At 72.6% G+C, this 21,183-nt stretch carries 19 protein-coding genes and 1 tRNA gene; 15 read left to right on the top strand and 5 right to left on the bottom strand.

Features of this window, described 5'->3' with window-relative positions; translation table 11 throughout:
• Positions 1-144: 144 nt before the first annotated feature.
• From ACFYZS_RS10310 to ACFYZS_RS10285, 6 genes are all read left to right on the top strand, one after another.
• Complete coding sequence (locus ACFYZS_RS10310; RefSeq protein WP_389009183.1) at positions 145-1,668, top strand: S1C family serine protease; 1,524 nt, start codon at positions 145-147, stop codon at positions 1,666-1,668.
• 107 nt (positions 1,669-1,775) lie between these two features.
• Positions 1,776-2,681: a LysR family transcriptional regulator gene (locus tag ACFYZS_RS10305; RefSeq protein WP_389009180.1), complete on the top strand. Its 906-nt coding sequence runs from the start codon at positions 1,776-1,778 to the stop codon at positions 2,679-2,681.
• Positions 2,682-2,780: 99 nt separating this feature from the next.
• Positions 2,781-3,335, top strand: coding sequence for a cysteine dioxygenase (locus tag ACFYZS_RS10300; protein ID WP_389009177.1), 555 nt, complete (start codon positions 2,781-2,783; stop codon positions 3,333-3,335).
• Complete coding sequence (locus tag ACFYZS_RS10295; protein WP_389009175.1) at positions 3,335-4,393, top strand: YeiH family protein; 1,059 nt, start codon at positions 3,335-3,337, stop codon at positions 4,391-4,393. Before ACFYZS_RS10300 ends, ACFYZS_RS10295 begins: the two co-directional genes overlap by 1 nt.
• A 190-nt stretch (positions 4,394-4,583) precedes the next feature.
• Positions 4,584-5,543, top strand: coding sequence for a trypsin-like serine peptidase (locus ACFYZS_RS10290; RefSeq protein ID WP_389009172.1), 960 nt, complete (start codon positions 4,584-4,586; stop codon positions 5,541-5,543).
• 39 nt (positions 5,544-5,582) lie between these two features.
• Positions 5,583-5,670, top strand: a tRNA-Ser gene (locus ACFYZS_RS10285).
• Positions 5,671-5,743: 73 nt separating this feature from the next.
• Here ACFYZS_RS10285 and ACFYZS_RS10280 read toward each other — a convergent pair.
• Positions 5,744-6,559, bottom strand: a complete 816-nt coding sequence (locus tag ACFYZS_RS10280) for a hypothetical protein (protein WP_389009170.1) — start codon at positions 6,557-6,559, stop codon at positions 5,744-5,746.
• Between the two features lie 464 nt (positions 6,560-7,023).
• A complete protein-coding gene (locus tag ACFYZS_RS10275; RefSeq protein WP_389009168.1) occupies positions 7,024-7,527 on the bottom strand; it encodes a GNAT family N-acetyltransferase in 504 nt (167 codons plus the stop codon).
• Positions 7,528-7,674: 147 nt separating this feature from the next.
• On the opposite strand from ACFYZS_RS10275, the gene ACFYZS_RS10270 reads away from it, so the two are divergent.
• The 9 genes from ACFYZS_RS10270 (at position 7,675) to ACFYZS_RS10230 (ending at position 16,384) form a co-directional block, all read left to right on the top strand.
• Positions 7,675-8,031 carry a DUF6344 domain-containing protein gene (locus ACFYZS_RS10270; protein WP_389009165.1) on the top strand — a complete coding sequence of 119 codons (357 nt, stop codon included), beginning with the start codon at positions 7,675-7,677 and terminating at the stop codon, positions 8,029-8,031.
• Between the two features lie 558 nt (positions 8,032-8,589).
• Positions 8,590-8,895, top strand: a complete 306-nt coding sequence (locus ACFYZS_RS10265; protein ID WP_389009162.1) for a hypothetical protein — start codon at positions 8,590-8,592, stop codon at positions 8,893-8,895.
• 204 nt (positions 8,896-9,099) lie between these two features.
• A complete protein-coding gene (locus ACFYZS_RS10260; protein ID WP_389009159.1) occupies positions 9,100-10,251 on the top strand; it encodes an acyl-CoA dehydrogenase family protein in 1,152 nt (383 codons plus the stop codon).
• Positions 10,248-11,243: a bifunctional MaoC family dehydratase N-terminal/OB-fold nucleic acid binding domain-containing protein gene (locus ACFYZS_RS10255; protein WP_389009157.1), complete on the top strand. Its 996-nt coding sequence runs from the start codon at positions 10,248-10,250 to the stop codon at positions 11,241-11,243. The genes ACFYZS_RS10260 and ACFYZS_RS10255 overlap by 4 nt, the downstream gene beginning before the upstream one ends.
• Positions 11,243-12,292, top strand: coding sequence for an acyl-CoA dehydrogenase family protein (locus ACFYZS_RS10250; RefSeq protein WP_389009154.1), 1,050 nt, complete (start codon positions 11,243-11,245; stop codon positions 12,290-12,292). Before ACFYZS_RS10255 ends, ACFYZS_RS10250 begins: the two co-directional genes overlap by 1 nt.
• Positions 12,289-12,684, top strand: a complete 396-nt coding sequence (locus tag ACFYZS_RS10245) for an acyl dehydratase (protein WP_389009151.1) — start codon at positions 12,289-12,291, stop codon at positions 12,682-12,684. Before ACFYZS_RS10250 ends, ACFYZS_RS10245 begins: the two co-directional genes overlap by 4 nt.
• Positions 12,681-13,847 (top strand): lipid-transfer protein, encoded by a 1,167-nt coding sequence (locus tag ACFYZS_RS10240; RefSeq protein ID WP_389009148.1) that lies wholly within the window; start codon positions 12,681-12,683, stop codon positions 13,845-13,847. Before ACFYZS_RS10245 ends, ACFYZS_RS10240 begins: the two co-directional genes overlap by 4 nt.
• Positions 13,848-14,027: 180 nt before the next feature.
• Positions 14,028-14,561 carry a SigE family RNA polymerase sigma factor gene (locus ACFYZS_RS10235; protein WP_389009145.1) on the top strand — a complete coding sequence of 178 codons (534 nt, stop codon included), beginning with the start codon at positions 14,028-14,030 and terminating at the stop codon, positions 14,559-14,561.
• A 161-nt stretch (positions 14,562-14,722) separates the two neighbouring features.
• On the top strand, positions 14,723-16,384 hold the full coding sequence (locus tag ACFYZS_RS10230) for a long-chain fatty acid--CoA ligase (protein WP_389009143.1): 1,662 nt from the start codon (positions 14,723-14,725) through the stop codon (positions 16,382-16,384).
• 19 nt (positions 16,385-16,403) lie between these two features.
• Here the strand turns inward: ACFYZS_RS10230 and ACFYZS_RS10225 are convergent, their stop codons facing one another.
• From ACFYZS_RS10225 to ACFYZS_RS10215, 3 genes are all read right to left on the bottom strand, one after another.
• Positions 16,404-16,988, bottom strand: a complete 585-nt coding sequence (locus tag ACFYZS_RS10225) for an antibiotic biosynthesis monooxygenase (RefSeq protein ID WP_389009141.1) — start codon at positions 16,986-16,988, stop codon at positions 16,404-16,406.
• Between the two features lie 13 nt (positions 16,989-17,001).
• Positions 17,002-20,382, bottom strand: a complete 3,381-nt coding sequence (locus ACFYZS_RS10220; RefSeq protein WP_389009138.1) for a PAS domain-containing protein — start codon at positions 20,380-20,382, stop codon at positions 17,002-17,004.
• A 119-nt stretch (positions 20,383-20,501) separates the two neighbouring features.
• Positions 20,502-20,939, bottom strand: a complete 438-nt coding sequence (locus tag ACFYZS_RS10215; RefSeq protein ID WP_389009135.1) for an SSI family serine proteinase inhibitor — start codon at positions 20,937-20,939, stop codon at positions 20,502-20,504.
• Between the last annotated feature and the right edge of the window lie 244 nt (positions 20,940-21,183).

Raw genomic sequence — 21,183 nt, 5'->3', positions numbered from 1 at the left:
GAGGAAGACGCACAGGTCCGGCTTACAGTGCTCTGACGGGTCATGGGGAAGGCTTTTCCCAGGAACTTGTGCGGCACGTCGAACGTTCAGTCGGGCCGAATCGCCAGTTTTTCTGAAGCCGTGTGTGACGAGGAGAAGAGCGCTGTGAGCACCGAGAACGAGGGCACCGCGGCCCCGACGCCCCCCGCGGCCCCGTCTGCACCCCCGGTGGCCGCTCCCGCCCCCGAGACGCCTGCACCCGCACCGGCGGCGGAGACCCCGGCGGCGCCCGCTCCGGCGCCGCCCGCCGCGGAGCCGGTCACCCAGCAGCTCCCGCCGACGCCCGCGCCCGGCACGGAGCCGACCCAGCAGATCCCGCCCACCCCGGCCCCCGCAGCGGCCCCGGCCTACGCCCAGGCCCCCGCGCCGCAGCCCCAGGCCCCGGCAGCGCACGGCGCCGAGGGCTGGCCGCCCCCGCCGCCCGCGGTCCCGGCGTACGGCTCGGGCGGCGGCCACGACGGCGGCGTCTGGGGCGTGCCGCCGACCGCCGACGGCTTCCCGCCCGCCAAGCCGAAGGGCAAGGGCGGCCTGATCGCCGCCGTGCTCGTGGCGGCCCTCCTCGCCGGCGGCGTCGGCGGCGGCATCGGCTTCTGGGCCGCCGAGCGCAGCGAGAACGGCGTCGGCTCGACCACGGTCGCCGCGAGCAGCACCCCCAAGGACCTCAAGCGGGAGGCCGGCTCGATCGCGGGCCTCGCCGCGGGCGCGCTGCCCAGCGTCGTCACCATCGAGGCCTCGGCCGGCGACGGCGAGGGCGGCACCGGCACCGGCTTCGTCTACGACCAGCAGGGCCACATCCTCACCAACAACCACGTGGTGGCCTCCGCGGCGAACGGCGGCAAGCTCTCCGCGACCTTCTCCGACGGCAAGAAGTACGAGGCCGAGGTCATCGGCCGGGCCCAGGGCTACGACGTGGCCGTGCTCAAGCTGAAGAACCCGCCGTCCGGCCTCAAGCCGCTGCCGCTCGGCGACTCCGACAAGGTCGCGGTCGGCGATTCGACCATCGCGATCGGCGCCCCCTTCGGCCTCTCCAACACGGTCACCACCGGCATCGTCAGCGCCAAGAACCGCCCGGTGGCCTCGGGTGACGGCTCCGGTGGCAAGAACTCGTACATGAGCGCGCTCCAGACGGACGCCTCGATCAACCCCGGCAACTCCGGCGGTCCGCTGCTCGACGGGCGCGGTGCGGTCATCGGCATCAACTCCGCCATCCAGTCGGCCGGCAACGGCGGATTCGGCGGCGGCCAGGCCGGCTCCATCGGCCTCGGCTTCGCGATCCCGATCAACCAGGCGAAGAACGTCGCCGAGTCGCTGATCAAGACCGGCAAGCCGGTCTACCCGATCATCTCGGTCTCCGTGGACCTCCAGTCCAAGACCGACGGCGCCAAGATCTCCGATCAGGGTGCGCCCGCCAACGACCTGGTCGACCCCAACGGTCCGGCCGGCAAGGCGGGTCTCAAGCCCGGCGACGTGATCACCCGGTTCGGCGACAAGCCGATCGACAGCGGCCCGACCCTCATCAGCGAGATCTGGACGCACAAGCCGGGCGACGTGGTGAAGCTGACGTACCAGCGTGACGGCAAGCCGACCACCGTCGACATCACCCTCGGCTCGCGGGTGGGCGACAAGTAACGACGCCCGGCCCGGGCGCGAAACCGACCGGGCCGCTGGCTTGATGGGAGGGGCCGTGGGCGCGATTACGCCTACGGCCCCTCCCAACGTCCGCTTATGCTTCCCATGTGTTCGATTCCCGGCACATACGTACTTTCCACGAAGTGGTGGCCTCCGGGTCCTACTCGGCGGCAGCCCGCGCCCTCGGGTACACCCAGCCTGCGATCACCCAGCAGATGAAGGCGCTTGAACGCGCCGTCGGCACACCGCTCTTCACCCGGGTCGGCCGCAAGATGCAGCTCACCGAGGCCGGCGAGTCCATGGCCCGGCACGCCGAGTCCATCCTCGGCAGTCTCTCCGCCGCCGAGGCACAGCTCAAGGCGTACGCACGCCTGCGCACCGGGCGGGTCAGGCTGTGCGGCTTCCCCAGCGCCAACGTCACCCTGGTCCCCGAGGCCCTGAGCGACCTGGCCAAGGACCATCCGGGCATCCAGGTCGAGCTGTTGGAGGGGGAGCCCCCGGAGTCGCTGCGCCGCCTGGAGCGCGGGGAGTGCGACATCACCCTGGCCTTCACCTATCCCGGGCTCCACGAGGAGATCCCGGAGGAGGTCGCCGAGGTCAGGCTGCTGGAGGACCAGCTGACGGTGCTGCTTCCGACCGGGCACCCGCTGGCCCGGCGGCGGGCCGTGCACCTGGCCGATCTCGCGGAGGAGCGGTGGATCGCCGGCTGCCCGCGCTGCCGGGCGAACCTGCTGCACGAATGCGCCGAGCTGGGCTTCGTTCCCGACATCCGGTTCGCCACCGATGACAACCTGGTCGTGCAGAGCATGGTCGGGCAGGGGCTCGGGGTGGCGATGATGCCCGCGCTCGTCCTGCCCTCCCTCTCCCTGAGCAAGGTATGCGGGCGGCCGCTCCAGCCCGCCGCGCGCCGGCACATCGCCGCGTACGTCTACCGCGATCATCTGCGTATCCCGGCGACCTCCGTGGTCCTGAACGCGCTCAAGCAGGTGGCCTCGAACCGCGTCGGCTGCTGATCGCCCGACTTCTCCTCTCCCGAATCCATAAGCAGCGTTTGGGATTTCAGGTGAGAACTGTCGTTGGACGTGATGGGTGGGCTGCTCGACGCTGCCCATATGACCACCACTACGCCGGCCCGTACGACCGCGAGGATGGCCGCCCTCGTCAGTGAGATCCGTACGGTCGTGGACCGGGGGCTGGCCCCGGACCTGACCGCCTACCTCGTCGGCGAGCGCGTCGCCCCGCACCTGGGCACGCCCGACCTGCTCACTCCCGAGCAGCGCGTGGGGGACCCCGAGCGGTACCGGCAGCACGTCCTGCACGCCGAGCCGGACGGCAGCTTCTCGGTGGTCGCCTTGGTGTGGCTGCCCGGTCAGGAGACCGCCATCCACGACCACGTCTCCTGGTGCGTGGCAGGGGTCCACGAGGGCGAGGAGAGCGAGCTCCGCTACCGGCTGGCCCCCGCGACGGGAGATGCCTGCGCCCGGCTGGTGGCCACCGAGCACGTGGTCAACGGCCCCGGTGACGTCTGCGGATTCGCCCCGCCCGGCGATATCCACAAGGTCTACAACTCCTGTCGCACCACGGCGATATCCCTGCACGTGTACGGCGCCGATGTCATCCGCCTGGGCAGCAGTGTCCGTCGCGTCTATACGCTCCCCACCGACTGATGGCGCTGCTGAACCGCCCCGTGCGCGGGGCGGATACCGAAGGCGCCGGGCATGTTTCACGTGAAACATCCTCATCCTGGCCCGGGTTGGGGATGGCGGTCGCCGGAGTGCTGGTGGCGTGGTGCGTGCACCGGCTGGTGCCCGCGGTGCCCATGCTGACCGCATCGGTGGTGCTCGGCATCGCAGTGGCCCACCTCCCCGGAATACGCGAGGTCGTACGCGGAGCAGCCCGCCCGGGCCTGTCGCTGGCCGGGCGGCGGCTGATGCGGATCGGCATCGTCCTGCTGGGCCTCGGCCTGGGCCTGGACCAGGTGCTCCGGCTGGGCTGGGCCACGGTGGCGATGGTGGCCGCGGTGGTCGCCGCCACCTTCTTCGGCACCCTGTGGCTGGGCCGCCGGCTCGGGCTCCCCGGAGACCAGCCGCTGCTGATCGCCACCGGGTACTCGATCTGCGGAGCCTCGGCCATCGGCGCGGTGAGCCAGGTGTCGGGGAGCGACGAGGAGGACGTGGCCGCCTCGGTGGCGCTGGTGACCCTGTGCGGGACGCTGGCCATCGCGGTCCTCCCGCTCCTCCAGGGCCCGTTGGGGCTCTCGGACCCGGCCTTCGGGCGCTGGGTCGGCGCGAGCGTCCACGACGTCGGCCAGGTGGTGGCCACCGCGCAGACCGCGGGCCCGGGCGCACTCGGCGAGGCCGTTCTGGTCAAGCTGATGCGGGTGGCCCTGCTGGCTCCGCTGGTGGCGGCGGTGGCCTTCTCCGTGCGGGCGCGGCGGCAGGGAGTGCGCATGCCGTCGGGGCGCCGTCCGGCGCCGGTACCGCTGTTCGTGGCCGGGTTCCTGGCGGCGGCCGCGCTGCGTGCCACCGGGGTGCTGCCCGACGCGGCACTGGAGTGGGCGCACACCGCCCAGGAACTGCTGCTGGCGGCGGCCCTGTTCGGGCTGGGTAGCGCGGTGGACCTGCCCCGGCTGGCCCGGACCGGCGGCCGGGCCGCGGTACTCGGGCTCGGGGCCTGGCTGGTGGTGGCGGGGGTCTCGTACGCGGGCGTGCTGCTGACGGTATGACCTCAGTGGGCCGGCTCCCGCGGCCCATCGAAGGGAGTTGGCCAATTCCTGGCCGGAACCGACCGAACGTTCCGACCGTCTCCTGACTTCTCGTGCCGCACGTGCGACCCTGCGGCCGATCCGCACCGACAGCTCTTCACCCCCACCCTGCCCGTTCCGACGGGACCGGGCACGGCAGAAGGAGTCCTGCGTGAATCGTCATCGCACGGCAGCATCGGTCCTCATGGCGGCGGGCGCCCTGATCGCGGGCGCGCTGACGGCGGCCGCCCCCTCGGCCGCCGCCGACTCCCCCGCCTCGTTCAAGCAGCAGCACACCCAGGGTTTCTGGACCGCCGAGCGGATGCGCGGCGCCACCCCGCTGGACGTGACGGCGGCGCCGGGGACCGGGCGGGCGCCGGTCGCGGCCGCCGCCCGGCCGACGCTGGTCGCCCCGACCGCGCCCTCCGCCGTGGCCGCCTCCCCGACCTCGTTCCCGCAGGCGGGCGGCGCGTGGACGGGCGGCGGCGCGGTGGTCAAGACCTCGGGCCGGGTCTTCTTCACCTTCGGCGACCGTACGGCGTCCTGCTCCGGGGACTCGATCACCAGCGCCAACGGCAGCACGGTGATCACCGCCGGCCACTGCGTGAAGTACCAGGGCACCTGGCACACCAACTGGATCTTCGTCCCCGCGTACGACAACGGGAACGCGCCCTACGGCCAGTGGTCGGCCACCAAGACCTTCGCGACGGACCAGTGGGCCGCCAGCGAGGACATGAACATGGACGTCGGCCTCGCCGTCGTCGCCCCGCTGGGCGGCCAGAAGCTCAGCCAGGTCGTCGGCGCCCAGGGGATCCTGTTCAATGGCGGCTACAACAAGAAGATGTACTCGTTCGGGTTCCCCGCGGCCGCGCCGTACGACGGCACCAAGCTGGTCTACTGCAGCGGGAACACCGGCAAGGACTTCCTGCTGACCAAGGACCACAGCCTGGGCTGCAACATGACCGGCGGCTCCAGCGGCGGCCCCTGGTTCCAGGACTTCAACGAGGCCACGGGCCTGGGCACCCAGGTCTCGGTGAACAGCTTCGGCTACACCTTCCTGCCGAACCGGATGTTCGGTCCGTACTTCGGCAACGAGGCGAAGGCGGCCTACGACAAGGCCCAGAATTCCTGACCCGGCCGCCCCCCACCTGCCGGTACTCTGTACCGGCCAGGTGGGTTGCCCGAGCGGCCTAAGGGAACGGTCTTGAAAACCGTCGTGGCGCGAGTCACCGTGGGTTCAAATCCCACACCCACCGCCAGGTCAGAGAAATAGCAGGTCAGAGGGCGGGTCTCCCCGATGAGGGGGCCCGCCCTCTCCGCTGCGCCGGGTGGTCAGAGCGCGGTGGGGATGTGGCGCGCCGCCGCGACCCGGGCCATGGTCCGGAGCTTCGTGAAGTAAGCGGCGCAGTACTCCTCGTTGATCAAGGGCGCGATCGTGTCGAGGTCGGTGATGCAGCCCCAGAGGCCCGCGATGCCACTCTCGTCGAGTCCGTCCTTCAGCTCCCTGATCACGTAGCCGGCGACATCGGCGTCCAGGAGGACCAGGTCCACGCCTTCGAAGTCGACGCCGCGGAAGCCGTCGGGGAACGGTGCGCGCATGTGTTCCTCCCACAGCTCCGCGAGTCCGCCTTCGGGCCGTGTCCCGCCCCCGTCGGCGGTTGTCGCCGCCGCCCCGGACGGTGGGCGCAGGAGCAGGGAGACGGCGTCGAAGACGGCCCGCAGCATCGCCAAGGCCTGGGGCACGTGGAGGGCCGCACTCGACGCGGCGCCCTGTGCGAGCCTGTCGCGCAGCATCCGACCGCGGTCGAGTTCGGCGGCGAGTCCGGCGGTGACGAGCCCTGCGTCGGCGGCCCGCCCGATCAGGGCGTGGAGCGGTTCCTTCGCGCCCAGCCGCTCGGTGAGGACGTGCTCCAGGGCGAAGAGGGAATGCGTGACGGCGACGGTGGCGAACTCGTACCGGTAGTAGGAGTGCCGGATGAGCTCGCGGGAGGTCTCCAGTGCGCTCATCACGTACATCGACGCCTCGCCGGGCAGGACCAGGTCGGCAACCAGGGCGTGCATGTCCGCGTAGTCGAGGACGAGGTACTGGGCGCGGGGGTCCCGTGCCGGCAGGAGGTGCGGGCCGGGCGGCGGTGGCAGGGGGGTCACCGGTGCAGTCTCGTGGTCGGGCGGACGGTGGTGCCATCGGGTTGTTCGCGGCGGCGCGCTGAGCGGCCTATGGCGGGGCCTGATCCAAAAGACACCCCCTAGGGGGTGTCTCGCCGATCATGCCGGGCTCGCGGCGGTGGGCACCGCGCCTCGCCGCGTTGTCCTCGGTCGCCGACGTCCCCCAGCTACCGCTGGGAGGTGCCCCCACCGCGTCGCCTCCCTCCTCCGCCTTGCGATCCACGGCGCCCACCGTCGCTGCCTGATCCGGCCCGATCGACAAGACACCCCCTAGGGCGTGTCCGCAAAGTCCCGCCCGCCCCGCGGCGCCCGGCACGCGCTCTCGGCGCACCGGGCGAAATCCCGAGTACGTCCAGTACACGGGCTTCCGCCCGGCACACCGAGAGCACGCACCGAACGCCGCGAGACCGCCCTTCGGGCGCACGGCGCTACTTTGCGGACACCCCCTAGGCCAGCACGGCCCGCCAGTCGTTGCTCGTGTGCCACTGGCCGGGCGGGTACTCGAACTCGGTCTCGCCGAGCAGGACGAAGCCCGCCTTGCGGCAGACGGCGTTGGACGCTCCGTGGTCGACGGACGGGAAGGCGTGGAGGTGGCGGCGCGTGCCGTGCGCGGCCGCGTGGCCGATGACGGCGAGGGCCGCCCTCGCGGCGAGGCCGCGGCCCTGGAACTCGGGGAGGATGCCCCAGCCGGTCTCGTAGACCTCCTCGCCCTTCCACAGGCGCTCCCAGAAGGCGATCGTGCCCACGCTCTCGCCTTCGGCGACGATCCGGAACACCCGTCCGGCCGACGGCTCGCGGGCGCTCAGCGCCAGATAGCGCTGATGGCGGTCCTTGAGCTTGGCCTCGGTCTCCGGGCCGCCGAGGTGCTCGGTCATGACGGGCTCGTTCTTGCGCAGCAGCAGCCAGAAGTCGTCTTCCGCCCAGGGCGCGAGCTGTAGGGAGCTGTCCATGCGGCCACGGTAGGCGCCCCCTAGGCCCTTCGAGTGGTGTTTGTCGGAAGATCGGCGCGGGTCGTGGGGGTGCTGCGGTTGCGACCACATCATGACGAATGTATGCAGATCCGCCCGTCGGAACATCGCGAAACGAAGGACCTCGTCATGGCTCAGCGCATCACCGTCACGTCGATCTGGACCGCAGTCGTCGCTGTCGTCGTCGCCCTCCTCGCCTCCCTCGGGTTCGGCGCCAAGGCCGCCCCGGCCGCCGCCTCCCCCGCCGCCGTCCCTGCTCCCTCCCGTCGCGTGGCGGCCGCCGTACGCCGGCCGGCCCGGCCGATGGGCCGGCGGAGCTGGCGGGCGATGATGCGGGGCGGATCGCTCCCGCCGACCATCAAGCAGCGGATCCGCGCCGAGGCGCACGGCAAGGCCCCGTCCGTCCGCCGCTCGACGACGGCCGCCGCGTCCCTCGCCTCGGGTGCCTCCCGAGTCGGCCGCGAAGGGCTCGATCTGGTCGCGTAGCGCCGAGCCCGTACGACATGGCACACCACGCATTCCGTGTATGACGTGACAGCGCAGTAGGCAGTCGAGAGCAGTACGAGTACGAGTACGAATACGAGCAGGAGCAGGCGCTGGAGCCCGGTCGGCAGGTCGCGACCGCGGATCGCGCCCAGGACGTGCCCCGGAGCGGGGCACGGTGGAATGGCCCCGGCGGGCGCCGGGGGCGCGCAGGGGGCGCGCAGCCTGGCATTGCAGGGCCGCAGGCCCGGGAGACGGTGGGGTTCCCGGACAGAGCGGCCCTTTTCGGCATGTCCGACGCACGTGAGTTTGAGGGAACGTTTCAGCTCAGATCCGGCGGTGGTTTCAGCCGGTTCTACCGCGCTGACCAGGGGTGTTGGGGTGCGAATGAGGTTTATCCGATGTTGCTCATACTTGCGGGGGAATCGTGGACTCCGGGCTGGTTCGCCGGGGATTCGGTGGGCAACTCTGGTCTCGCGACGTCGTCACCACGCAACGACCGAGGCGGTCGGCCAACTGCCTTGAAGCAAGCCCCACTTCGCTTTTCTGGAGGATTCAGACATGGCAAGCATCCGTACCGCCCGCGTAGTCGCCGCCGTCGCCGCTCTCCCCCTCGCCGTCGCCCTCTTCGGCGGTGTGGCCTCGGCCGACAACGGCTCCTTCGCGAACGACGGATCGAATGCGAGTGTCGCCAGCATCATCGGCAGCGGTGTCGGCGGGAACAACAGCGGCAACTCGTCGACTTCCCAGCAGGTGGCCACCGGCTCCGGTGCGTCGAACCAGAACAACACCGCGCAGGTCAACGGGTCGGCCTTCACGGCGATCCAGCAGGGCAACGTCGCGGTCAACTTCCACCCCTGGTGGTAGGCGCTCCCCGAGTCCTCTGAGTCTTGAGGGCGCCCGTGCCACCGGACCGGCTGGGGTCCGGTGGGGCGGGCGCCCTCGCGCGTTCGCGCATCCGCGCGTCGATCCGCGCACCGCCCCCTCCCGGCTCTCCCGACCTTGACATCCACGGTGAATCTGACGGACAGTCAGGTTCACTCGATGATGTGATGCCGGGAGGCCAGCGCCGTGCACCTCGCCCCGACCGAAGGCCAGTTGCGGCTCCGCGCCGAACTGCGGGAGTACTTCCACGATCTGCTGCCGGGCGGGCCTCCCGAGGACCCCGCCGCCCAGCGCGCACTGCTGCGCCGCATCGGCGCAGACGGACTGCTCGGCCTCGGCTGGCCCGTCGAGTACGGCGGCCAAGGACGCGGTCCCGACGAGCAGTTCGTCTTCTTCGACGAGGCCTACCGGGCCGGTGCCCCCGTCTCCATGGTCACCCTCAACACCGTCGGCCCGACGCTGATGAAGTACGGGACCCCGGAGCAGAAGGACTACTTCCTGCCCCGGATCCTCGGCGGCGAGATCGTCTTCGCCATCGGCTACTCGGAGCCCGAGGCCGGCACCGACCTGGCCTCGCTGCGCACCCGCGCCGTACGCGACGGAGCCGACTGGGTCGTCGACGGGCAGAAGATCTTCACCTCCAACGCCCAGAACGCGGACTGGATCTGGCTCGCCTGCCGCACCGACCCCGACGCCCCCAAGCACAAGGGCATCTCGATCATCCTGGTGCCCACCGAAGCCCCCGGCTTCGCATGGACCCCGATCGACACGGTCGGCGGGCTCACGACCACGTCGACGTACTACGACGGGCTCCGCGTGCCCGCCGGGAACCTCGTCGGCCCCGAGCACGGCGGCTGGGGGCTGATCACCAACCAGCTCAACCACGAACGCGTGGCCCTCGCCGCGATCGGCATGCAGGCCGAGGACTTCTACGCGAGCGCCCTGCGCCACGCGCGCACCCCCGACCCGGTCACCGGCGAACGCCCCGCAGACCGGCCCTGGGTGCAGTCCCGGCTCGCCGAGGCACACGCCCGGCTGGCCGCCGTACGCCTCCTTAACTGGCGCCTCGTCCAGGACGTGGGCGGCGGCACCCTGGCCCCCGGCGACGCCAGCGGCGTGAAGTTCCTCGGCACCGAGTCCACCGTCGAGGTGTACCGGATGTGCCAGGAGGTGGTGGGCGAGGAGGCCCTCGTACGAGGGCCGGCGGCCTTCGCCGGCGGCGAGCTGGAGCGGATGAACCGGGCCGCGCAGATCAACACCTTCGGCGGCGGGGTCAGCGAGGTCCAGCGGGAGATCGTCGCCATGATGCGGCTCGGCATGAAGGGAAGGAAGCGATGACCGCCACGGCGGACCAGGCAGCGGACGCGGGTGCGGACAAGGGCGCGGCGACGGATACGGGCGCCGACGCGGGCGCGGATACGGGCGCCCAGGAGGCCGCACGGTTCCACGCCCTGCTGCGGACCTTCGAAGGGCGCGCCGCCGCCACCGCGGGCCAGGGCAAGGACCCCGTCAACCAGCCGATGATCCGCCACTGGTGCGAGGCGATGGGCGATGCCAACCCCGCCTACACCGGCCCGGACGCCATCGCCCCGCCCACCATGCTCCAGGCGTGGACCATGGGTGGGCTCTCCGGCCACGGCGACCGCTCCTCCGCCTACGACGAGCTCCTCGCCCTGCTCGACGGCGCGGGCTGCACCTCCGTGGTCGCCACGGACTGCGAGCAGGAGTACCTGCGGCCGCTGCGCCCCGGCGACACCGTCACCTACGACGCCGTCATCGAGTCCGTGTCCCCGCGCAAGACGACCAAGCTGGGCACCGGCCACTTCGTGACCACCCGCATGGACGTCCGCGCGGACGGCGAACTCGCCGGGACCCACCGTTTCCGCATCCTCAAGTACGCGCCCGCCGCCGCGCGCGAGAAGAAGCCCGCGGCCCGGCGCCCCCGCCCGGTGGTCAACCGCGACAACCAGGGGTTCTGGGACGGGGTCGCGGAGCACAAGCTGCTGATCCAGCGCTGCACAGGCTGCGGGACCCTCCGGTTCCCCTGGCTGCCCGGCTGCAACGCCTGCGCGAGCCTGGACTGGGACACCGTCGAGGCCTCGGGCGCCGGCACGGTGTTCAGCTACGTCGTCATGCACCACCCGCCGTTCCCCGCTTTCGACCCGCCCTACGCGGTGGCCCTCGTCGAACTCGCCGAGGGCGTCCGGATGGTCAGCAACATCACCGGCGTCCCGTACGACAAGGTGCGCATCGGGATGCCGGTGCGGCTGGAGTTCCTGCGGGCCGACGAGGACCTGGAGCTGCCGGTCTTCCGAGGGAGCGAGGGCTGATGGACTTCCACCCCACCGAGGAGCAGACCGCGGCGGCCGGGCTCGCCGCGCGCATCTTCCGCGACCTCGCCACCCACGAACGCCTCGCCGCGGCCGGCACCGGCAGCGACGCCGAGCTGTGGAAGGCCCTCACCGCCGCCGGACTGACCGCCGCCGTGGAGGACGTCGGCCTGCTCGGCCTGGTGCTGCTGCTTGAGGAGCAGGGCCGCACCACCGCGCAAGTCCCGTACGCCGCCACCTGTGCGTACGGGATCCTGCCCGTCGCCGCGCACGGCAGCGCCGAGCAGCGCACCCGGCTGCTGCCCGCCCTGGGCTCGGGCGAGGCGATAGCCACGGGCGCGTTCCCGGCCCGCGGCCGCATCACCGCCTCGCCGGACGGCCGGCTGACCGGGACCGCCCCCCTCGTGCCCTGGCTGCGCGATGCCACGCACGTGCTGGTCCCGGACGCCGACCGAGCCCTGTGGCTGGTACGCACGGACGCGCCCGGCGTCGGCACGCCCGAGGTGGAGACCACCGCTCCCTGGTCCGCGGGGCGGCTCACCCTGTCGCAGGCCGAGGCCGAACCGCTCGGGGACGGCCGGGCCTACGAAGCGGTCCTGGCCACCGCCCGCACCGCCTTCGCGGGGCTCCAGGCGGGGGTCTGCGCGGGCTCCCTGGCCCGCGCCGTCGAGTACACCTCCACTCGCGAGCAGTTCGGCCGGCCGCTCTCCACGAACCAGGGGGTCATGCTGCGCGCCGCCGACGCGTACATGGACACCGAGGCGATCCGGGTCACCGCGTACGAGGCGGCCTGGCGGATCGACGAGGGACTTCCGGCGCGCGAGCACGCCCTGACCGCGGCCTGGTGGGCCTCCGAGGCCGGCAAACGGGTCGTGCACGCGGGCCAGCACCTGCACGGCGGGACGGGCGCCGACCTGGACCATCCCGTCCACCGGCACTTCCTCTGGGGGCGCCAGCTGGACGCGTACCTGGGCTGCGGCAGCGAGCTGCTGGCCGAGCTGGGCGCGCTCCTGTCCGACCACGCAGCACCCGAGGGGGAGGACGCATGAACGTCGGCGACACACTGGCGCCGCTGGAGATACCGGTGACGCGGACGCTGATCGTCGCGGGCGCGATCGCCTCGCGCGACTACCAGGACGTCCACCACGACGCCCGGCTCGCGCGCGAGAAGGGCTCCCCGGACATCTTCATGAACATCCTGACCACCAATGGCCTGGTCGGCCGGTACATCACCGACCGGCTCGGGCCGGGCGCCGTCCTGCGCAAGGTGGCCATCCGGCTCGGCGCCCCCAACTACCCGGGCGACACGATGGTCCTGACCGGCACCGTGGCCGCCGTCGACGGGGACCGGATCGAGATCCGGGTGCTCGGCGCCAACGGCATCGGCCACCACGTGACCGGAACGGTCACGGTCACCGTGACCGCGGAGGCGGCGGCATGAGCGTCCTGCACCGCGACACACTCGGCGGGCGCGCCGCCATCGCCGGAATCGGCGCGACCGAGTTCTCCAAGGACTCCGGCCGCAGCGAGCTGCGGCTCGCCGTCGAAGCCGTGCACGCCGCCCTCGACGACGCCGGGCTGACCCCCGCCGACGTCGACGGCATGGTCACCTTCACCATGGACACCAGCCCCGAGATCACGGTGGCCCAGGCCGCCGGGATCGGGGACCTCTCCTTCTTCTCCCGCATCCACTACGGCGGCGGCGCGGCCTGCGCCACCGTCCAGCAGGCGGCCCTGGCCGTCGCCACCGGGGTCGCGGAGGTCGTGGTCTGCTACCGCGCCTTCAACGAGCGCTCCGGCCGCCGTTTCGGCTCCGGTGTGCAGCAGCGCGAGCCCTCGGCGGAGGGCGCGGCGCTCGGCTGGTCGCTGCCCTGGGGGCTGCTGACCCCGGCCTCCTGGGTGGCCATGGCCGCCCAGCGCTATCTGCACGCCTACAACCTGACCCCCGAGGCCTTCGGCCACGTCGCGGTCACCGACCGCCGGCACGCCGCGAACAACCCCGCCGCCTACTTCCACGGCAAGCCCATCACCCTCGCCGACCACGCCGCCACGCGCTGGATCGTGGAACCGCTGCGGCTGCTGGACTGCTGCCAGGAGACCGACGGCGGCCAGGCGCTGATCGTCACCAGCACCGAGCGCGCCCGGGACCTGCGCCACGCGCCCGCCGTGATCACCGCGGCCGCGCAGGGCGCAGGGCGCCGCCAGGAGGCCATGACCTCCTTCTACCGCGACGACCTCACCGGGCTGCCGGAGATGGACGTGGTCGCCCGGCAGCTGTGGCGGACCAGCGGGCTGCGGCCCTCGGACATCGACGTCGGCATCCTCTACGACCACTTCACCCCCTTCGTCCTGATGCAGCTGGAGGAGTTCGGCTTCTGCAAGCCAGGCGAGGCCGCCGACTTCGTGGCCGCGGACGCGCTGCCGCTCAACACCCACGGCGGTCAGCTCGGGGAGGCGTACCTGCACGGCATGAACGGCATCGCCGAGGCCGTCCGTCAGTTGCGCGGCACCTCCGTGAACCAGGTGGCGGGAGCCGCCCGCGCCCTGGTCACGGCCGGGACCGGGGTGCCGACGTCCGGACTGATCCTGGGTGCCGACGGCTGATCCCGCGGCCGGCGCCGGTCCACGGGCCGGTCCGCGGGCGGTCCCCCCGGGGCGCCCGCGGTCTGCCCTGCCCTCCACCTTCAGGAGGTGGGACAGGCCCCACCCCTACAACCTGAGATGGATCCAGCTTCGGCACTTGCGGCCGATCCCAGGTCCGGACCGCGCTTCTAGCGTGGAGCCATGACCACGCCTGTGTGCACGCTCGCCTCGAACCCGACGCCGTACCCGTCGTTCTCGGCGTACGTCCGGACCCGCGGCTCGGTCCTGATGCGCACCGCGCGCTCGCTCACCGCCAACCCGTGCGATGCCGAGGACCTGCTGCAGACGGCCCTTGCCAAGACGTACGTCGCCTGGGACCGCATCGAGGACCACCGCGCCCTCGACGGCTACGTGCGGCGGGCCCTGGTCAACACCCGTACCTCCCAGTGGCGCAAGCGCAAGGTCGACGAGTTCGCCTGCGACGAGCTCCCGGAGCCCGAGGGGACCCCCGCATCCGACCCCGCAGAGGCGCAGGCGCTGCGCGACGCGATGTGGCGCGCGGTGACCCGGCTTCCCGACCGGCAGCGCGCGATGGTCGTCCTGCGCTACTACGAGGACCTGAGCGAGGCGCAGACCGCCGAGCTGCTCGGGGTCTCGATCGGTACGGTCAAGAGCGCCGTCTCGCGCGCTCTGGTCAAGCTCCGCGAGGACCCGGAGCTCACCCCGGTCCGCTGAACGGGCCCACGTTTCACGTGAAACATCGGCGTTTCACGTGAAACGTCCGCGATGAGTTGCCGTGTTTGTACCCCCGGGTAGTGACATGCCGACCGGTACGTGCGCAGAATCGGCTCCATCCGTAGCCGCCGCAGCGCCGCAGCGCTCACCGGGAGGACGCTTTGCTGAGCACCATGCAGGACGTACCGCTCCTCGTCACCCGCATACTCCAGCACGGGATGACGATCCACGGTAAATCCCAGGTCACGACCTGGACCGGGGAGGCCGAGCCGCACCGCCGCAGCTTCGCCGAGATCGGTACTCGCGCCACCCGCCTCGCCAACGCCCTGCGCGACGAACTGGGCGTCCAGCAGGACGACCGGGTGGCGACCCTGATGTGGAACAACGCGGAACACGTGGAGGCGTACTTCGCGATCCCCTCCATGGGTTCCGTGCTCCACACCCTCAACCTGCGCCTGCCCCCCGAGCAGCTGGTCTTCATCGTCAACCACGCGGTCGACCGGGTCGTACTGGTCAACGGGACCCTGCTGCCGCTGCTGGTCCCGCTGCTGCCGCACCTGCCGACCGTCGAGCACGTGGTCGTCTCCGGCATCGGCGACCGCTCCGGCCTCGAAGCCCTCGCGCAGGAGCGCGGCTTCCGCGTCCACGACTACGAGGAGCTGATCGCGGACCGCGCGACCTCGTACGACTGGCCGGAGCTGGACGAGCGCCAGGCCGCCGCCATGTGCTACACCTCCGGCACCACCGGCGACCCCAAGGGTGTCGTCTACTCCCACCGCTCGATCTACCTGCACTCCATGCAGGTCAACATGGCCGAGTCGATGGGCCTGACCGACAAGGACACCAGCCTCGTCGTGGTCCCGCAGTTCCACGTCAACGCCTGGGGCCTGCCGCACGCGGTGTTCATGACCGGCATCAACCTGCTGATGCCGGACCGGTTCCTCCAGCCAGGCCCGCTCGCCGAGATGATCGAGCGGGAGAGGCCCACGCACGCCGCGGCCGTCCCCACCATCTGGCAGGGCCTGCTCGCCGAGGTCACCGCCAACCCGCGCGACCTGACCTCGATGAAGCAGGTCACCATCGGCGGCGCGGCCTGTCCGCCCTCCCTGATGGAGGCCTACGACAAGCTCGGCGTCCGCCTCTGTCACGCGTGGGGCATGACCGAGACCTCCCCGCTGGGCACCATGGCGCACCCGCCGGCCGGCCTGAGCGCCGAGGAGCAGTGGCCGTACCGGATCACGCAGGGCCGCTTCCCGGCCGGGGTCGAGCCGCGCCTGGTGGGCCCCGGGGGCGACATCCTGCCCTGGGACGGAGAGTCGGCAGGCGAGCTCGAAGTACGCGGCACCTGGATCGCGGGCTCCTACTACGGCGGAGCCGCGGGCGAACCGCTGCGTCCCGAGGACAAGTTCAGCGCGGACGGCTGGCTCAAGACCGGCGACGTCGGTGTGATCAGCCCCGACGGGTTCCTCACGCTGACCGACCGGGCCAAGGACGTCATCAAGTCCGGCGGCGAGTGGATCTCCAGCGTGGAGCTGGAGAACGCACTGATGGCGCACCCCGAGGTGGCCGAGGCGGCGGTCGTCGCCGTCCCGGACGACAAGTGGGGCGAGCGCCCGCTGGCCACCGTCGTCCTCAAGGAGGGCGCGACCGTGGACTACGACGGGCTGCGCGTCTTCCTCGGCCAGTCCATCGCCAAGTGGCAGCTGCCCGAGCGCTGGACGACCGTGGAGGCCGTCCCGAAGACCAGCGTCGGCAAGTTCGACAAGAAGGTCATAAGGAAGCAGTACGCGGACGGCGAGCTGGAAGTCACCAAGCTCGACTGAAAGCGCGCAGGTCCGATGCTCAGCTCTGGCCGGCCTTGGTCAGCCAGGGCCGCAGCAGCCTGCTGACGGCAGGCATCGCCAGGTAGGTCATCAGCGTGCTGAAGACGACGGCGAAGGCGGCCGTCCGCAGGACGAAGTGCAGGTTCACCAGGTACGGCCCGAGCACGGCGTTGCCGGCGAGCGAGATCGGGAAGATGGCCAGCCCCGAGCTGATCGCCATCTTCCAGCGCGGCGGCGCGGGCCGGGTCGTACCCGGCTTGGCGAACCAGGTCTCCATGCCGTGCAGTTCGCGCCGGGCTATTTCGGTGTGGTGGTGGCCCAGGCAGTTGGAGAACCACTGGGCCCGCTCGGGGGAGTCCTGCCACCGCTGGAAGGCCTCGTGGTCCCGGAAGCGGTGGACCAGGAACCACGGCCCGCCGTCCGCCGCCGGACGGAACAGCCCGTACCCCAGGTGCCCGGGGAAGGTCGCGGCCGTCTCCAGGATGCCGTGGGCCCAGGCCTCGAACGCCTCCTCGTGGCCCGGCTCCACCTGCCGGGCGATGAGCAGGTTCACCTCGCCATTGTCGGCGGGGACGGTCTGCTCACGGGTGTCGATGATGGCCATCGGGCCAGGATGACTAGTTCGTTCCGATCTTGGCCAGCAGGTCCACGATGCGGCCCTGGACGTCCGCCGTGGTGGACCGCTCGGCGAGGAAGAGCACGCTCTCCCCGGAGGCCAGCCGCGGCAGTTCGGCCGCATCGATCCCCGTGGCCGTGTAGACCACCAGCGGGGTCCGGTTGAGCTGCCCGTTGGCGCGCAGCCAGTCCACGATCCCGGCCCGCCGGCGCCGGACCTGCATGAGGTCCATGACCACCAGGTTGGGGCGCATCCGCGTCGCCAGCTCCACCGCGTCGGTGTCCGCTCCCGCCCGCGCGACCTGGAGGCCGCGCCGTTCCAGGGCGGCCGTCAGCGCCGTCGCGATCTCGTCGTGCTCCTCGATCAGCAGCACCCGGGAGGGGTGCTGCTCGCTGTCGCGCGGCGCGAGCGCCTTGAGGAGGACGGCCGGGTCGGCTCCGTACGCCGCCTCGCGCGTGGCGTGCCCCAGCCCGGCCGTGACCAGTACGGGGACCTCGGCGGCCACCGCGGCCTGGCGCAGGGACTGCAGGGCGGTCCGGGTGATCGGCCCGGTCAGCGGGTCCACGAACAGCGCGGCGGGGAACGCGGCGATCTGCGCGTCCACCTCCTCGCGGGAGTGCACGATCACCGGGCGGTAGCCGCGGTCGCTGAGCGCCTGCTGGGTCTGCACATCGGGCGCCGGCCACACCAGGAGGCGGCGCGGGTTGTCCAGGGGCTCCGGAGGCAGTTCGTCGTCCACGGGGAGCGGTACGGGCCGGTTGACGACCTCGACGGCGCCCCCGGGCCCGTCCAGCGGCTCGGGGCCCTCGTCGGCGCCCGCCTCGGGGGCCCCTATCGCGAACGCCCGCCCTTGGGGCGCGGGCTCGGCGAGCCGGCGCCGGCGGCCGGAGCCGCTCGTGGCGCCCGCGCCGTTGGTGGATCCGGAGTCGACCGAGATGCCCTGGCCGAGGGTGCCGAGGGCACGCACGCTGATGGGCTGTGCGGCCTCCGGCGGGGTGTCCTGGGGCTGCCTGGCTCCGGGTACGGCCACCGGGCCGGCGGCCTCCTCGTCCTCGGGAGCGGTACGGGCCGCCGGGACCGGCCAGGCCGGAGTGGCGGGCAGCGCACGCCGCCGGCCGGTCGGCGGTACGCCCTCCTCCGCGCCCGCGGCCGGCTGTGCTGCGGGAGCCGGCTGTGCGGCGGGAGCCGCGGGCTCGGCAGCGGGCGAACCCAGCACGCGGCGTCCGCGCCGCCCGGCCGGGGCGTCGCCCTCGGCCTCACCGGGAGCGGCGGCCGGACCGGCCATGGCGGGGCTCTGCACGGCCGCCGCGGCCGGCGCCGGTGCGGGAGCCGCAGCCGGGGTCGGGCCGGCGGGCAGCGCGAAGCCGCCCTCGGGGGCGATGGGTCGTACGGGGGCTTGCGGGGCGGGGGCCTGGGCCGGGCCGAGGCCCGTCGCGGGCACGGGACCACCGGGCTGGGGCGTGGCGGCCGAACCCAGCGCGCGCCGCCGCCCGGCGGGGTGCTCGGTCACCGGAACCGGCGGCACGGAGGGCACCGGCGGGAGCGCGGGCATGGCGGTGCCCTGCGGGGGCACGGGCCTGCCGGGACCGCCCTCGGCGCCCTCGCCGCCGGAGCCCGTTCCGCTTCCGTCGCCGTCCCGGCCGCGCCGGCGCCCGGTGCCCAGGCCCGCAGGGTTCACCGGGGACTGCGCGAGCTCGGGGCTCGCGGCGTCGACGGCACCGACCTCGCCCGCCCGCCGCCGCCCGGAAGGCAGCGCCAGCGCGCTTCCGCCCTCGGCGGCGCCGTTCCGCTTCGCCTCGTCGGCGGCGTCCTCCAGGAACGCGTCCACCCCGCGCCGGGCCCGTCGCCCGGCAGGGCCCTTGCCCGCGCCCTCGGCGGCCGCCGGCTCCTTCGCGGGCTCGGGCTTCGGCTCCGGCAGGGTCACCGTCCCGGCTCCCGCGCCGAGCGGCAGCTCCAGTACGTACGCACCGCCGGGCGCGCCCGGCACCTCCACCGTCTGCAGCACGCCCCCGTGCGCGGCCACGACGCCCCGCACGATCGGCTCGTGCACCGGGTTGCCGCCCTCGTACGGCCCGCGCACCTCGATCCGTACGACATCGCCCCGCTGCGCGGCGGCCACGACGATCGTCGAGTCGCTGTACCCGCTGCCCTGGCGGGTCTTGCCGGTGGCGTCCACCCCGGCGACGTCCGCGACCAGGTGCGCGAGGGCGCCGGCGATCCGCTCGGCGTCCACCTCGGCCTCGATGGTCGGTGCGTGGACGGCGAACTGCACGCGCCCCGGGCCGATCAGCTCGACCGCGCCGTCGATGCCGGCCGCGACGACCCCGTCGATCAGGACCTTCTTCTTCCTGAGCTTCTCGGCGCCCGAATCGAGCCGCTGGAAGCCGAGCACGTTGTCGACGAGCGCGGTCATCCGGGAGTATCCGGCGGCCAGGTGGTGCAGCAGCTGGTTGGCCTCGGGCCACAGCTGCCCCGCGTCGTCGGCTGCCAGCGTGGACAGCTCCCCGCGCAGCTCCTCCAGCGGGCCGCGCAGGGACTCGCCGAGGACGGCCAGCAGCTGTGCGTGCCGCGCGGCCAGAGCGTCGTAGGGCCGCCGGTCGGTGAAGGTCATGACGGCGCCGACGAGCAGCTCCCCGTCGCGGACGGGCGAGGTGGTCAGGTCGACGGAGACGGGCTGTCCGGCCTTGTTCCACAGCACCTGGCCGCGCACGCGGTGCTTGCGCCCGCTGCGCAGGGTGTCGGCGAGCGGGGACTCCTCGAAGGGGAACGGCGAGCCGTCGGCGCGCGAGTGCTGGATCAGGCCGTGGAGCTCGCGGTTGCCGAGGTCGGTGGCACGGTAGCCGAGGATCTGGGCGGCGGCCGGGTTGACGAGGACGACCCGCCCGTCGGTGTCCGTGCCGACGACGCCCTCGGCCGCGGCCCGCAGGATCATCTCCGTCTGCCGCTGCGAGCGGGCCAGCTCGGCCTCGGTGTCCACGGTCTCGGAGAGGTCGCGCACGACGAGCATCAGCAGCTCGTCACCCGTGTACGCGGGCTGCGGCTCCCGGTAGGCGTCGCGGCCGTCGAGATGGGCGGCGGTGACCTCGACGGGGAACTCGGTGCCGTCGGTGCGGCGCGCGACCATCCGCTTGGGCTTGGCCCGGCCGCCCTCGTCCTCGCCGGGACGGCGCATGGAGCCGGGGATCAGCTTGGAGTCGAACTCGGGGAGGAGGTCCAGCACGCCGCGGCCGACGAGGCCGGTGCCGGGACTCTCCATCACTTCGAGGGCGATCGAATTCGCGTTGACGACCGTGCCGTTGGCGTTGACGAGCAACAGCGCGTCCGGAAGAGCGTCGAGTATTGCTGCGAGGCGAGCAGCGCCTCGGGATGGCCTGCTGCTCACGACGAGCTTCCTCCCTGACCACAACTACCGGCATGTCACGGGAGGAGTCTAAGGGCACTGCCCCGGCCTGAGGTGGCGGATGTTCGGTGGATACCGTGCATCCTTCGCATCCTCCCAGGTCAGGAGCGCCCACCCGGAAGCACAGGTTCCAGGTTGTTCCAGCGGGCGATCTCGCATCCGTTGGTCCGCCGGAACGTCGCGTCCACCTTGTGGCCTTGCCACGTTCCGGTGATGTGCGCGGTGGCCGGACCGCCGTCCTGCATGGTGCAGATCTGCCGCTTGGCGGTGGGGGCGAAGGGGTCCTTGTCCTGCTTCGCGAGGATGTCGAGGCGCTCGCAGGCCCGCTCGGCCTCGGGGTGGTTCCCGCCGACGGGGTTGCACTCGAGCAGGTACTCGCCGTTCGCCCGGGGGTTGCCGGTGGCGGACACGGCGATGGTGAGGCGGTCGGGCGCGGCCAGCAGCCGGCTCAGCGGCGGCAGCGGGGGCAGCGGCCCGGCGGCCGTGGCCGCCGAGGCGGCCAGGGCTGAGGTGACGGCGAAGGCGGCGAGTCGCAGCATGGGGCACTCCAGGTCGTCCGTACGTCGTACGCCTGACCAACGACGCTCGGCCGCCGACGTTGCGTACGGCCGGGCGTACGGGCGGCTGTACGGGCCGGTGTGCGGACGGACGAGGCGGAGGGCGCGCGGGAGGACGCGGACCGGGGGGCTTAAGGCTTTGCTCTGGTGGCGGCTGTCCTTGTACCGTGGGAGCGGATTGGTGAGCGGCCCTGTGGCTGTGTCATCATCTGCACGCACCCTCGTA

The organism is Streptomyces sp. NPDC001903, assembly GCF_042891345.1.
Lineage (GTDB): Bacteria > Actinomycetota > Actinomycetes > Streptomycetales > Streptomycetaceae > Streptomyces.
This window is presented reverse-complemented; position numbering and strand designations above follow the sequence as displayed.